Origin of the sequence: Methanofastidiosum sp., from assembly GCA_020854815.1 — an archaeon.
Taxonomy (GTDB): Archaea; Methanobacteriota_B; Thermococci; order Methanofastidiosales; family Methanofastidiosaceae; genus Methanofastidiosum.
This window is the reverse complement of record JAHKLW010000061.1, coordinates 1-14,000: the sequence shown is the minus strand read 5'-3', so window position 1 is coordinate 14,000 and position 14,000 is coordinate 1. Positions and strand designations below refer to the sequence as shown.

Genomic DNA, 14,000 nt, shown 5'->3' with positions numbered 1-14,000 from the left:
CTTATATTTAAGAAAGAAAACATATTTGCAATTTTTTTCATTTATAAAAACATAATATTTATATAAGGTAATAATTAAATATTAATTCAGATAATTTTTTATAGGAGGGATATGATGAGCAAGAATTTAATAAGTTTTTTTGTGATCTTGACACTTATCGTTGCGATGTCTGGCTGTATAGGCCAAGGTACAGAACAAAAAACTATTGTAGTAGGTGCAAAAACCTTTAATGAGCAGTATATTCTAGCTGAAATGGTATCTTTGATACTTCAGGATAAGGGATATAAAACTGAAGTTAGATCTGGGATGAATGATGCCACTCTTTTTGAAGGTATAAAGAAAGGACAGATCGACGTATACGTTGAGTATACAGGCACAGCTTACGCACAACTTCTAAAATATCCGGCTTTAGAAGTCTGGGATCCAGAAGTTGTTTATGATAAGGTCAAAGAAGGATTAGAAAAAGAAAAAATAGTTGTTCTTAACATGATAGGATTTAGAGATGACTATGCTATAGCAATTAAGGAAGATTTTGCAATTAAAAACAATATCGAAACAATTGAAGACCTAATGCCATATGCGACAAATATGAGATTTGGAAGCGACCTTGTATTCCATGAGCGAGAAGACGGCCTCCCACGATTAAAATTGATTTATGGCATCCAGTTCAAAGAAGTAAGACCAATGTCTCCAACGCTTATGTATGAGGCTATCAAAAACAATGAAGTCGATGCGATTCCACCTTACACCACAGATACTAGAGTTGACCTCTACAACCTAAAGATACTCCAAGATAATAAGTCAGCTCTCCCCCCATACAATGCAATTCTTCTTATAAGCGAGAAACTAAATCAAGATGCAAAAGTTATCCAAGCTTTGAGTGTTCTGGATAATCTGATAGATACAGATACAATGAGGGCCTTAAACTACAAGTTTGATGTTGAAAAACAGGACGCAAAGGCAATAGCAAAAGAGTTCTTAGTTCAAAAAGGGATAATTAAAGGATGAATTGGAAAACAAGTGTTTAGATGACCCAAAGGCTATTTGGCAGAATAGACAACGTAGTAATAGAAAATGTAACAAAAAGCTATGGCGACTTCTTTGCAGTAAAGGATCTTAATCTTACGATAGAGGGAGGAAAGCTAATAGCCTTAGTTGGCCCAAGTGGTAGCGGGAAGACTACTACTCTCCGCCTCATCAACAAATTGATTGAGCCCGATAAGGGAAGCATCAGAATAAACAACGAAGATATCAAAGATTTGGATCCAGTAAAACTAAGAAGAAACATTGGATATGTAATTCAAGAAATTGGTCTTTTTCCACACATGAACGTATTAGAGAATATAGGGATAATCCCACAACTTGAAGGTTGGAATAACGAAGATATTAAAAAAAGAGCAGAAGATATTTTAAATCTATTTGGACTCTCACCAGAGCTTTTCATAAAACGATACCCAAAGGAACTAAGTGGGGGGCAACAACAGAGAATTGGCCTTGCAAGAGCGATAATGATGAATCCCCCCCTCCTTCTGATGGATGAGCCCTTTGGCGCACTAGACCCAATTTTAAGAAGACAGCTACAAGAAGAATTTTTGAAGATCAAAATGGAGCTTGGGAGGACAATAGTTTTTGTAACTCATGACATTAACGAGGCGTTTAAATTAGGTGACAGAGTGGCCATAATGAAAGACTCTAAACTAATTCAAATTGGCGAACCAGATGAACTCATATTAAATCCTGCAAATGATTTTGTTTCTGAAATAGTTGACTCGGATAAAAAGTTCAAACATGTTGACAATCTTAGAGTGAAGGATATAATGGACCCCATTGATAAAAAATATCTATTTGATTCAGCTCTAAATTCCAATAAAACAATTGAAGAAATGAAAAAGAGGAATGTTGAACTTGCATTAGTCTTAGATAAAGGCAGACCATTTGGAGTTGTTTATTTTAGTGATTTAATTAATCTAAAAGATAGAAATCTGAAAATAGGAGAAATTACAAAAAAGATAGTTATCCTATCAGCAAATGATGGTGCAACAAACGCCTTATTAACTTTGAAAAAAAATAATTGTTTTCATGCAATAGTTACTGAGAATGAAAATATAGTAGGAATATTACTACCAAATGAAGTATTGCTAAAACTTGTATAGATGTTTAAAGGTTTGATTATTTGATTGAAACACTAATTAAAGTATGGCAATCGCAATATCTTTTTTCAAGAACTATAGAGCACCTCTACATGTTTTCTATTGCCTTGATCTTCTCTTTAGCAATAGGATTACTAGTAGGGATTATTATTTATTCTAAACCTAAATCTGCAAATCCCGTATTAAACATTTTAAATGCCAGTGAAACAATCCCCACTCTTGCATTGCTTATAATACTACTTCCTTTATTTGGGATAGGTATGGCTCCAACAATAGTAGCCTCCATAATATACTCTATTCTCCCTGTAGCAAGAAATACTTATACAGGGCTTACAGGAGTAAACAAGAATTTAATCGAAATCTCAAATGCAATAGGACTCTCTGAAAGAGAAATAATGATTAAAGTAAGATTTCCTATGGCCCTCCCCCTTATTGCAGGGGGGGTTAGAATTGCCATAGTTTTCACAATGGCTGTTGTTACCCTAGGAGGCCTTATTGCGGCAGGAGGCTTAGGTGCACCTCTTCAGACTGGAATAAACCTTTATGATGTAAACATAATTTTAATAGTTGGTCTTTGGATCGGATTACTTGCAGTTATTTTAGATTTGGGGGCCGCAATAATCGAAAAGGCCCTGAAAGCGAGGTATGGCAGATGACAGATATCTCAACAATAATAGCAGCAACAATCCAACACCTAACGCTAACTTATGCTTCGCTTGCAATTAGTATTATAATTGGTATACCGCTTGCAATTGTTTCGATTTATAATAAAAAATTATCATCTTTCATAAATGCTTTAGCCAATCTTGTTCAGGCTGTACCAAGTTTTGCAGTTGTTGCTATCGTAGTTCCACTATTAGGAATAGGATTCACTCCAGCTATTATAGCTATAATGCTAAGGTCTCTTCTCCCAATTGTAAAAAATACAAATATAGGATTATCAGATATTGATAAATCCCTTATTGATGCAGCTGAGGGTATTGGTCTTACTAAATGGCAAATTATTAAAAAAATACGTTTTCCAAATGCATATCCTTCAATGTTTGCTGGAATTAAATTCGCAGCAATACTAGCAAATAGTGTTGCTATAATAACAGCTATTATAGGGAGTGGTGGACTTGGAACTTTAGTATTTTTAGGTCTAGCAAGTCTAAACATGAAAAATTTATTGGCTGGATCTTTGCCCGCAATAGGGATAGCCATATTCATTGACATTTCATTTTCATGGATTGAAAATAGGATAAGGCCTACAAATTTAGAATAAATATAGTTATTCTAAAATTAGTTCAAACATCTGCTCACTTACTTTTTTACCCCACTGAGTATCTTCATGCTCATTGCACAATTTGAATCCAAATTTTTCGTAAAGATGTTTTGCAGCATCTAATCCTGCAAAGGTCCAAAGATATATCCTACTATAATCTTTTTCCTTGCAAAAATCAATTGCTTTTTCCATCAATATATTGCCTATGCCTTTTCCTTGGTAATTTGTATCCAGTATGAACCACCTGAGTCTTGCACCTTCTTCTTTTGATTTGGCTCCGTCTAGGATAATTGAGCCAACAATTTGGCCATTAATTTTTACTACCCATATGCCATCCCTATTCTTATCAAATCTATTCAAGAACTCAGACAATTCAGTTGCAACTTTTGATTCAAAGTATAATCCAAATCCCCAATTTTTAGAGTAGTAATCTGCATGTAGCTTTGTTATACCCCCAATTACTCCAGGGCTATACCCTTCAATATTTATTTTTTCCATTTTGACCTCAATCATATCATATATTTCATATCATAAGTATATGAGGGATAAGACCACATTAATCTCAAGAAATTATCTACATTTATCCCCGTTTCAATTGCCAAAAGAAATAAATTGATTACTTCTTCAGAATTGTATCCATAGATTGTGGCCCCTATTAAACTATTCTTTTTTTTATCGATGAGTATCTTATATGCAGAATATTTCTGCCCTATTCTTTTGGAATTATACCATGTTGAAGTTTCAACAAGCTTCGAGGCGTAATCAATTCCCTTTATTTTTGCATCTTTCTCAGACAAACCTACTGAAGACAGGGAAGGAATTGTGAATACTGTACTAGCTATTGGAGAATCATTTATTTTTTCAATATTATTCTGAATAATGTTATTTGAAACTATTCCGGCCGTAATTGCTGCAACCGGAGTCAAGGGTATGCCCCAATCGGCCACATCCCCGGCCGCATAAACTGAAGGATTTGAAACACTCTGCATATATTCGTTGACAGTTATACCATGGGAGGTATAATCTACAAATCCTGCCTCAAGTTTTAACTCAGAAATGTTAGGAATCCTTCCCGCCCCATGAAATATTAAATCTGCATCAAGTTTTATTTCCTTCATGCTTTTTTTATCCAAACATATAATTTCGTATTTATTATCTAGTTTAGAAATCTTTATTGGTTCTGTCTCTAAATCAATGTTAATTCCTGATTCTTTAGAAGATTTTATCATTATACTTACAATATCCTGATCAAAGTTCTTTAATGCTGTTCTTCCCCTGTGGATAATTCTAACATTGGCCCCTGCTCTTGAAGCTATATGGGCGAGCTCAAAGGATATGTATCCGCCTCCAATAAAAACTATATTTTTGGGGATTATTTCTAGATCAAGAAAATCATCGCTTGTTAAAATATGTTGTTCGCCTTCAATGCCCAAATTCAAAGGTTTAGAGCCTGTTGCGACTACTATGTATTTAGCCGTAATCTTTTCATCGTTTACCTCGACAGTATTTTTGTCTATAAATTTTACTGTGCCATGCATGCTATCGATACTATTCTTGTGAAGACTTTTTTCTAGTTTATCTGGATAAGTATCTGTAAATGATTTCTTAAATTTTATTAGGTCTTCCCATTTAATTCGTACCTCTCCTTCTAAACCTTTGCCCCTTAGATTTTCTATTCTTTCTATAACTTCAGCTACGCCTATTAATACTTTTTTTGGGTCACAACCTCTCAATGCACAGGTACCGCCAAATGGCCTATTGTCAGCAATTAATACTTTCAGTTTTTTTGATGCACAATCGAATGCTACAGTTGAACCTGCAATACCAGTTCCTATAATTACCACATCGAAATCAAAATTCATTTAATCTCCTTTAAACACCCTTTAATAATTTAAAATTAAATTATTTTACTTCAACGCCTTTCCAGAAGGCAACATACCCCGTAATCTGCTTTGCTGCTTCTTTAGGCTGCGGGTAGTACCAAGCTGCATCCTTGTTCACTTTTCCATCTACTACAATGTCATAATAATATGCGAATCCTTTCCATGGACATGTTGTGTGATAATCGCTCTCTTTAAAATATTCTTTTTTAATTGAATCTGGAGGAAAGTATTGATTCCCTTCAACTTCTATCGTTTTATTACTCTCAGCCAAAACTTTTCCATTCCAACTTGCTTTTACCATTATTTCACCTCAGATTAAAAATTGTTTAGGCGATATCTGAAAATATCTGTTGTGTAAAGATATGCCATTACAACATATTTTTAATTTTAAAGAATATAAAATTTATGATTATAGATTATCAAAGCCATTTTTTAAACCACTCTACTGAAAGCCTGATAAGTTCTGCTTCATGTTCTTGTTTTAGAAACATGTGGTCGGAGTCTTTAACTATTACAAAATCTTTTGGTTCGTTAGCATTTTCATATATTCCTCTTGAATTAATTATGGTTACCAACTCATCTTTTTCCGGATGAATTACAAGTAGAGGGGCATTTATTCGTTTTACTAATTGTGTTGCATCAAGATTCTTAAGATCTAAATAGAATCCATAATTTATCTTAATCTGTCCTCTTTTCCAAGAGGGAAATTGTATATAACCCTGTTTTTTCCATTCCTCTTCTTTTCCCTTAAATAGAATGTCCCAATCAAGTTTTGCAGGCGCTGCTGCAGAAACTAAAACTTTTATTCTTGGGTCATTCGCTGCTGCGTTTATTGCTGTTAATCCTCCAAGAGAATGCCCCATCACACCTATCTTTTTGACTCCTTTTTGTTCAAGAAAATCGATTGCAGAAAAGATATCTTTTGTTTGATTGGATACTGTCATATCCTCACAAGTTCCTTCAGATTCTCCGATGCAGTCGCTGAAATCAAATCTTAATGCACAAATTCCATTATCGGATAGCGCTTTGGCAAGATTAAAATAATGTTTTACTTCTTTAAATCCAGTAAAATGAGTAGATAGGATAATCCCTTTTTCTCCTTCTCCATCTAGTATACCTTCAATTTTTAAACCTCTAGAATTTGTGAAAGAAATTTTTTGTGTGGCCATGAATATTTATGGATTTAATAATATTTAAAATTATCTAAGATGGGATATTTTCTTTTGTGAAATGGAAATTCTATTATTTTGTTCTATGGGATTAAGTGTGGCAATTTGGACATGACAAGTATTCAACAATTTCTCCTTCGTGTTTGAATCCTTTTTCAGATACTTTCTTGCAAGAAGCCTCTATTAGCTCAATAGCTTTATCAATTTCCTCTTTAGATATTATATAAGGGGGTATAAGTCTAATACCTACCTGGGCGCACCCAAGGAGTACAAGTCCATTTCCCAATGCTTCCATTATAAAATCATTTCTTTTTTTATTACTCTCAAGATCAAAGGCTAACATCAAGCCTTTTCCCCTAACATTTTTGACTATGTCCTCTTTCTGAAGTTCTACGAGTCTTTTAAAAAGATAGTTTCCATTACTTTCTATGTTTTTTAGAAGATTTTCTTCTTTGATGGTACGTATAATCTCAATCCCAATAGCTATGTCCAACAAATGTCCGCCGCCCCATGTAGATGATATGGATCCGAATTCAGGCTTATATTCACTGTTTGAAATAGTCGCCCCAACTTGTAAAGCTTTGGCAGATGACATTATGTCGGGAGTTATATCATAGTGCTCTGATGCAAACCATTTTCCAGTTCTACCTATGCCGGATTGAACTTCATCAAAGATAAGTGGGATAGTATTTTCTTTTGTAAATTTTCTTAAGTATCTCATCAAAGTATCTGGAGCTACATTATACCCTCCCTCGCCTTGGATAGGTTCAATTATGACAAATCCTATTTCTTCTGGTGTTAATTCTTGGGCAATCAATCTTTCAAGTTCGGCTATTGCCTCTTCCCCAAAAGGGAGTCTTTTCATTGGTATTGAAAGATAGTTCTTCTTTTGTACATTTGAAGAATTGGTGCATGACAAAGCACCTAATGTTCTCCCATGAAAAGCACTTTTAAACGAGATGCCAAATTTGGCTTTTTTTTGTGACCTTAAAGCAATTTTTATAGAGTTTTCAACCGCTTCTGCTCCAGAATTAATTAAAAATGCTGAATTCATTCCTTTTGGGACAATGGATAATAATTCTTCAATCAGGTCTAAATGTTCTTTTATAATAAAATCCTGTCCAGCATACTTTACGGGATGTTTGTCAGAATATTTTTTTAATACATTTAGAAGATTTTCGTGATTATACCCTAAAGGATTTGAAGCTATTTGGGATGAAAAATCAAGGAATATATTCCCATCAATATCTTCAAAATATACACCGTTTCCTTTTCCACTATGAACAAAGGGATAAGGCTTTGAATTCCCCAAGTTTATATCATTTAATTTCTCTAAAATCTTCTGTGATTTTATACCTGGTAATTTATTTACTAAAGGTTTCATCTTACCACTTTATTATTGATTATCTAGATCAATTTGAGCTTTCTGAAGTTTTCCTGAATAGTCTATATATACGGTCTTAGTTTCGGAAAACTCATTTATCCCCTCAATTCCACCTTCTCGTGTTCCATTTCCTGTTTTCTTTACACCGCCGAAAGGCAAGTGCACTTCTGAGCCGATTGTACTTGAGTTTACGTAAGTTATGCCTGCTTCTATTTCTTCTATAGCTTTAAAAGCAATATTTATGTCGTTTGTATAAATTGAAGAACTTAGCCCATAATCAACAGAGTTGGCATAATCGATTGCTTGATTTAACTTTTCAAAAGATATAACTGATAGGATGGGGCCAAATATTTCTTCCTGTGCTATTCTCATGTCGATTGACACTTCATTAAATATTGTTGGTTGGAAGAAAAATCCTTTGCTTTCAAGTTTAGTTCCTCCATAGATGATTTTTGCTCCTTCATCTTGGCCTATAGAAGTATATCTAATTGATTTTTCTAAAGCGTTATTGTTAATTAGAGGTCCCATTTCAGTGCCAATTTCATATCCTGGGCCTATTATTAATGATCTTGCTTTTTCAATCAGCTTAGATTCGAGTTTCTTCTGAATGGTATCTTGGACCAATAATCTAGAACATGCCGTGCATCTTTGTCCTGTAGTTCCAAATGCCCCCCATATTATGCCGTCTACCGCAAGTTTGATATCCGCATCTTCCATTACTATAATGACATTTTTTCCTCCTAGCTCTAATCCAATCTTCTTGATACCTCCAATTTTTAAAATATGCTCACCAGTATTTCTGCTTCCTGTGAAAGATATTGCCCTTATACCAGGATGTGTTGTTATTGTTTCACCAACGTCCTTACCTGAGCCAGTTACAAGATTTACTACTCCCGGAGGAATCCCTGCTTCAGACAATATCTTCACTAGTTCAATAGCACACAAGGGAGTATCACTTGATGGTTTAAACACTATTGTATTCCCACAAATTAAGGCCGCCATGATTTTCCATGCAGGTATTGCAATGGGAAAATTCCAAGGAGTAATAAGTCCTACGACCCCCACAGGTTTTCTGATAGTCATTGCAAATTTGTTTTTTAACTCACTTGGGGTAGTAAATCCAAATAGTCTTCTTCCTTCCCCTGCCATGTATTCAGTTATATCAATAGCTTCTTGAACATCACCTCTAGCTTCAACTAAAACTTTTCCCATCTCTCTACTTTCTAGAAGTGAAAGTTCCTCTTTTTTTTCCTTCATCAATTGTGCAGCTTTGAGAAGTATTTCCCCTCTCTTAGGGGCAGGTGTTTTACTCCAAATTTCAAAAGCTTTTTCGGCAGCTTCGTATGCCTCGATGACATCCTGCTTATTACCTAATGCAAATTCGCCTATAATCTCTTCTGGGTCTGCAGGATTTATGCTTTTGAAAGTCGAATCATTTGGAGATAATTTCCACTCTCCATTAATAAAATTGCCATATTTCATAACATCTCTTAGTATTGATTTTTAGAAAATATAAAATTAACTAATTAAAAAATAATTATTTATTCTTTATTTCTTTCATTCGTCTTAAAATATAAGGGGCCCATTTTTTTCCATATGGTATATAATCTCTAACATTAAATCCTTCTGCAAGTTTACGTTTCAATTCAAATTTTACACCGTACAAAAACTGATATTCAATGTCAATTTTAAAATTTTTATTTAATTCTATGCACTCATTAATTAGAACTTCATCATGAGTTGCCAATGCAAAGAAAGAAGAATTCTCAAGGAGATAATGCATCATTTTTCTGTAATTTTCTGAAATAATGATCTTGTTTGATATAATATCTTTGCCTGCGTAACTTCCTTTGACAATTCTTATCTTACTTCCAATTGATAACAAATCTTCAATATCTTTAAGAGATCTATCCACATTGGCTTGTAATGCTATGCCTGTATTTTTAGTATCCAAGTGCCCATAAACCCAAATTGTATCTTCAATCATTGAACTTTTCTCCATATCAATCCATATCATTGTGCTATCAGCCTTTTTTCTTAAATTTAACATATTTTCTAAAAAAAGTTCTTTTGATACTTCCAATCCTAATTGACTTGGTTTTATAGATATGTTTATGTCTTGTCCACTATTATTGATTTTTGTTATTATTTTTTGGTATTCAAAGTAATTATTTTCTATAAATTCATATGATTTTAGATGTTCATCCAAATAGTTAATCATTCCAAATATACCATTTTCATTTTCTCTCGATATAACGGAAAAAGCATCTCTAAGTTCTTCTCCTGCAATCCATTTTTTAGCATAATTTAAAGAAAATTTATTTTCCATTGGTATTACATTAAAATTAAGATTTAATAAAGATTTCTTAATTATGCAAAAATTCTAAAATAATCCTATTCAACGAAACTTTATTATACCTATAAATCTAGTAATAAAATATAGACTAATTTTTTGATATGTTGTAAAATCAATTGAGGCGAGTATATGAAAAAATACGATGTTTTAGTTATAGGCTCAGGTGCCGGGATGGGGGTGGCAAGTGACGCTCTTGAAAATGGATTTAAGGTGGCAGTTGTAGATAAGGGCCCTCTTGGTGGGACATGTTTAAATTTAGGGTGCATACCTTCAAAATTACTTATTTTCCCTGCAGATAGGATAGCAGAGATAGAAAACTCAAAAAAACTTGGTGTGGAAGCCAGTATAACTAAAATTCGTTTTAGAGAAATAATGGAAAGAATGAGGGAAACTATTGCAGAAGACAGAGATCAGATGAGAGAGGGAATAAATCATGCGAAAAATCTTGATTTCTATGATGGTACAGGATATTTTGTAGATGACTACACAGTAGAAGTAAATGGAGAAAGGATCATTGGGAAAAAGGTATTCATTGCAGCCGGCGCAAGACCCTCTATACCGAAGATTAAGGATCTTGACAAAATAGATTACTTGACAAATGAAAACATTCTTGAATTAAATGATCTTCCAAAGAGTGTAGTTATTTTAGGTGGAGGTTACATTGCATGTGAGTTTGGCCATTTCCTAGCTGGGGTGGGAAGTGAGGTAACAATAATTCAAAGAAATATGAGGCTTGTAGCAAATGAGGAGCCTGAAGTTTCCGAGCTTTTGCTAAAAGAGATGTCAAAGAGGATGAAGATATACACGAACACTGAAGTTATTGAAGTTCTAAAGGATGGTAGTTTAGTTAAAGTTGTTGGAAAAGACAGGAGAACAGGAAAAACTATTGAAGTTAAAGCGGAAAAGATTTTAGTTGCAGGGGGCAGGGTTCCAAATTCAGATATATTAAAAGTTGAAAATACAGGCGTTGAAACAGATTCCAGAGGATATATAAAAGTAGATGAGTATTTACAAACTTCTAAGGAAAACATTTGGGCCTTTGGAGATGTTATAGGTAAATACATGTTCAGGCATTCTGCAAACAAGGAAGCGGTATATGCCTGGCATAACAGCCTCCATGAAAAGAAAATACCAATGGACTATAATGCCATACCTCACGCAGTTTTTTCATACCCTGAGATAGCTTCTGTTGGAATGAAAGAAAGTGAGGCAAAGAAGAATCACAAAATACTGGTGGGATATGCAAAGTATAATAGTGTTGCAAAAGGAATTGCTATGCTTGAAGATGAGTCCTTTGCAAAGGCTATTGTTGATCAAGAAACAAATAAGATCTTAGGATTTCATATAATTGGCCCATATGCCTCAATATTAATCCAAGAAGTAATAAATACCATGGCTAACAATATGGATATGAGGGCAATCTTCAAAGGCATCCATATACATCCTGCATTGCCTGAGTTAATCCCCTCAACGTTGGGAAATCTTAGGGAAATAAAAGATTAGTTTTATGAGGGTAAAACTCATAAAGGTAAAGATAGGATATCTAATAGCCATGTATGGATATTACAAATCACCTTTAAATCCCCTTAGGATATTAACAGAAAATGTGCACCTATCGATAGAAAAAGAGGGCAGCACTCTTCGCTACAAAAGAACCTGTTTTAACGAATCTATAGACAAATTATTATTAACTAAAGATTGTGGCATAATAATAAATCCTGTAGAGCCCCTTAAAACTCCAAAAGAAGTAACTCCCCATCTTTTAATAGAGTTTGCGAATTCAGTTTTCATAGAACCGAAAGGTACTAATAATATCTACCTTATTTTCCCAGTAGATATAGGAGTCTTTATTTCAGGCCGTAAAAATTATGATCTGCTTGATGTTTTTAGTTTATCAAAGCAAAAATATACTTTGTATGGGGATCCAAGAAATGGTGTTATATGCAAGTATTACAAAAGCCCCGTCTATACTTCAATCCCAAATGATATAGATCCCTTTATTGAGGGGATCATGAGGTTAAAGATCCTCAATACAACTGATAACTGGGTAGAAGTTAGAATGGGTATTTTTGATGCACATGCTATGAAAATTTACTTTAATGAAAAACTCGTATCTACGCGAGTTAATATGAAGATATTAACTGAAAAAACTGCTGAAACTGAGTTCATTGACTCGGGGATAAAAAAAGGTATGAAGAAATCTCTTGAAGTTTTTACTTGGACAAAGATACCAGTACCAAACAAAAAATACTTAATGGAGGAAGGATTTTGAACCTTGGAGAGATAATTTCTTTACTGTCAAAGGCAATTGGAAATATTGAAACTGACAAAATCTTCCCTTATGTTTTAGCTATTGTTGTGGTTATTTTGTCCATACTAATTGCAAAGGCCGTCTCTGTGGGATTGAGAAAGCGCCTTAAAGACAGGTTTGACAAAGACATTCTGGGACTTATACTTAAAGGGAGCTATTATGGAATAATAGTATTAGCAATAGTTCTAGTATTGCCAATTTTGAATATTGACACATCAGGACTTTTGGTGGCAGGGGGAGTCACAGGTATCGTTTTAGGTTTTGCGAGTCAGAGCATAGTTGCAAATTTCATTTCAGGATTATTTATAATGGCTGAAAGACCAATCAAAATAGGAAGTCAGGTCGAAATAGATAACGTAAAAGGTTTTGTCGAAGACGTTGGATTAATGTCAACTATATTGAGAAACTATGACGGTTTGTACATAAGAATTCCAAATGAGAAGGTATTCACGACTAACATAATTAATGTAAGTGCCAATATCGCAAGAAGAATTGAATATACTATAGGGATACGGTATAGTGATGACGCTGATAAGGCCACTAAAATAATATCAGATTTGATTGAATACCATCCTTTCGTTTTAAAAAATCCTAAACCCGATGTTTATGTTGATACCTTGGGGGAGAGTTCTGTGGATATAGTAGTTAAAGCATGGGCACCTGTGACGCAGTGGTATGCAACAAAAAAAGAACTTCTATGGAAGATAAAGACAAGCCTTGAAAAAGAAGGTATTCAAATTCCATTCCCACAAAGAGTAGTTTGGTTTGCAAATGAGAAACCTAAAAATAAAAATTAAATTAAACTATTTATTTTAATTTTCTTGAAAAATATTCAAAACTCTTAGAAAATCTTTTAAAAGGAGAGATAGTAATAAATATGGTGATAAAATGGTTTTTTGTGGAAAATGTGGAAAAGATAATCCAATGGGCGCAAAGTTTTGTGAAAACTGTGGAGCAGTTCTAGAAGCTACACCTGCTACTCAGAACACACAAACTACCTACGCACCGGGAAATTGGCTTTCTCATGAACATGTAGGATTCTTGCCAAGATTGATCGCATGGATTGTTGATACTATAATCTTTGGAGTCATTGGATGGATAATAAGCATACCATTTGGAACTAATTATGGATATGGCTCTGGTATGGGCTATGAGACCGGCTTTAATCTAGCGGCACAGGAACAATTTTAACTTTATTGATATCTCTTGCATATTATGTATACTTAGATGGTATGAAGGGAGCAACAATTGGTAAAAGAGTGATGAAGCTTAAGGTCATAGGAACTAATGGAGCAATGCCAATAGGTCCAGGTCCCGGAGTTATAAGATGGTTAATAAAGATTGCATGGTTGAATAATTGTGGTTCAGTGGAAATGGGGGTATTTTTTTCGCCATATTTTTTCCTACACTTCAAATTTTTCTCATAATTCTTGCCTTCTTAGCAAGAATTTTTGACAGCGCTATAAAGGATAAACTTTAACAT

Annotated in this window: 16 protein-coding genes; 9 read left to right on the top strand and 7 right to left on the bottom strand. The window is 34.1% G+C overall.

The window, feature by feature from the left end:
- Positions 1 to 114 precede the first annotated feature (114 nt).
- From KO464_07790 to KO464_07775, 4 genes are all read left to right on the top strand, one after another.
- Positions 115 to 1,008, top strand: a complete 894-nt coding sequence (locus KO464_07790) for a glycine/betaine ABC transporter substrate-binding protein (protein MCC7573277.1) — start codon at positions 115 to 117, stop codon at positions 1,006 to 1,008.
- A gap of 20 nt (positions 1,009 to 1,028) precedes the next feature.
- The gene (locus KO464_07785) at positions 1,029 to 2,153 is read left to right on the top strand and encodes an ABC transporter ATP-binding protein (GenBank protein ID MCC7573276.1); all 1,125 of its coding nucleotides are present in this window, start codon (positions 1,029 to 1,031) and stop codon (positions 2,151 to 2,153) included.
- 89 nt (positions 2,154 to 2,242) lie between these two features.
- The gene (locus KO464_07780) at positions 2,243 to 2,806 is read left to right on the top strand and encodes an ABC transporter permease subunit (GenBank protein ID MCC7573275.1); all 564 of its coding nucleotides are present in this window, start codon (positions 2,243 to 2,245) and stop codon (positions 2,804 to 2,806) included.
- Positions 2,803 to 3,414: an ABC transporter permease gene (locus tag KO464_07775; protein ID MCC7573274.1), complete on the top strand. Its 612-nt coding sequence runs from the start codon at positions 2,803 to 2,805 to the stop codon at positions 3,412 to 3,414. The genes KO464_07780 and KO464_07775 overlap by 4 nt, the downstream gene beginning before the upstream one ends.
- A gap of 6 nt (positions 3,415 to 3,420) precedes the next feature.
- Here KO464_07775 and KO464_07770 read toward each other — a convergent pair whose 3' ends face one another.
- The 7 genes from KO464_07770 to KO464_07740 form a co-directional block, all read right to left on the bottom strand.
- Positions 3,421 to 3,912 (bottom strand): GNAT family N-acetyltransferase, encoded by a 492-nt coding sequence (locus tag KO464_07770; GenBank protein MCC7573273.1) that lies wholly within the window; start codon positions 3,910 to 3,912, stop codon positions 3,421 to 3,423.
- A gap of 11 nt (positions 3,913 to 3,923) precedes the next feature.
- A complete protein-coding gene (locus KO464_07765; protein ID MCC7573272.1) occupies positions 3,924 to 5,276 on the bottom strand; it encodes an NAD(P)/FAD-dependent oxidoreductase in 1,353 nt (450 codons plus the stop codon).
- Positions 5,277 to 5,316: 40 nt separating this feature from the next.
- Complete coding sequence (locus KO464_07760) at positions 5,317 to 5,598, bottom strand: DUF427 domain-containing protein (protein MCC7573271.1); 282 nt, start codon at positions 5,596 to 5,598, stop codon at positions 5,317 to 5,319.
- Between the two features lie 118 nt (positions 5,599 to 5,716).
- The gene (locus KO464_07755) at positions 5,717 to 6,466 is read right to left on the bottom strand and encodes an alpha/beta fold hydrolase (protein MCC7573270.1); all 750 of its coding nucleotides are present in this window, start codon (positions 6,464 to 6,466) and stop codon (positions 5,717 to 5,719) included.
- Positions 6,467 to 6,557: 91 nt separating this feature from the next.
- Positions 6,558 to 7,850 (bottom strand): aspartate aminotransferase family protein, encoded by a 1,293-nt coding sequence (locus KO464_07750; protein MCC7573269.1) that lies wholly within the window; start codon positions 7,848 to 7,850, stop codon positions 6,558 to 6,560.
- A gap of 12 nt (positions 7,851 to 7,862) precedes the next feature.
- Positions 7,863 to 9,332, bottom strand: coding sequence for an aldehyde dehydrogenase family protein (locus KO464_07745; protein MCC7573268.1), 1,470 nt, complete (start codon positions 9,330 to 9,332; stop codon positions 7,863 to 7,865).
- A gap of 55 nt (positions 9,333 to 9,387) precedes the next feature.
- Entirely contained in the window at positions 9,388 to 10,179 is a 792-nt protein-coding gene (locus tag KO464_07740; GenBank protein MCC7573267.1) for a proline dehydrogenase family protein, read from the bottom strand.
- Positions 10,180 to 10,335: 156 nt separating this feature from the next.
- On the opposite strand from KO464_07740, the gene KO464_07735 reads away from it, so the two are divergent.
- From KO464_07735 to KO464_07715, 5 genes are all read left to right on the top strand, one after another.
- Positions 10,336 to 11,709: a dihydrolipoyl dehydrogenase gene (locus KO464_07735; GenBank protein ID MCC7573266.1), complete on the top strand. Its 1,374-nt coding sequence runs from the start codon at positions 10,336 to 10,338 to the stop codon at positions 11,707 to 11,709.
- A 4-nt stretch (positions 11,710 to 11,713) separates the two neighbouring features.
- Positions 11,714 to 12,478: a DUF432 domain-containing protein gene (locus KO464_07730; protein ID MCC7573265.1), complete on the top strand. Its 765-nt coding sequence runs from the start codon at positions 11,714 to 11,716 to the stop codon at positions 12,476 to 12,478.
- A complete protein-coding gene (locus tag KO464_07725; GenBank protein ID MCC7573264.1) occupies positions 12,475 to 13,314 on the top strand; it encodes a mechanosensitive ion channel family protein in 840 nt (279 codons plus the stop codon). Before KO464_07730 ends, KO464_07725 begins: the two co-directional genes overlap by 4 nt.
- 91 nt (positions 13,315 to 13,405) lie before the next feature.
- Positions 13,406 to 13,708, top strand: coding sequence for a zinc-ribbon domain-containing protein (locus KO464_07720; GenBank protein MCC7573263.1), 303 nt, complete (start codon positions 13,406 to 13,408; stop codon positions 13,706 to 13,708).
- Positions 13,709 to 13,713: 5 nt separating this feature from the next.
- Positions 13,714 to 13,944, top strand: a complete 231-nt coding sequence (locus KO464_07715) for an RDD family protein (protein MCC7573262.1) — start codon at positions 13,714 to 13,716, stop codon at positions 13,942 to 13,944.
- Positions 13,945 to 14,000 lie beyond the last annotated feature (56 nt).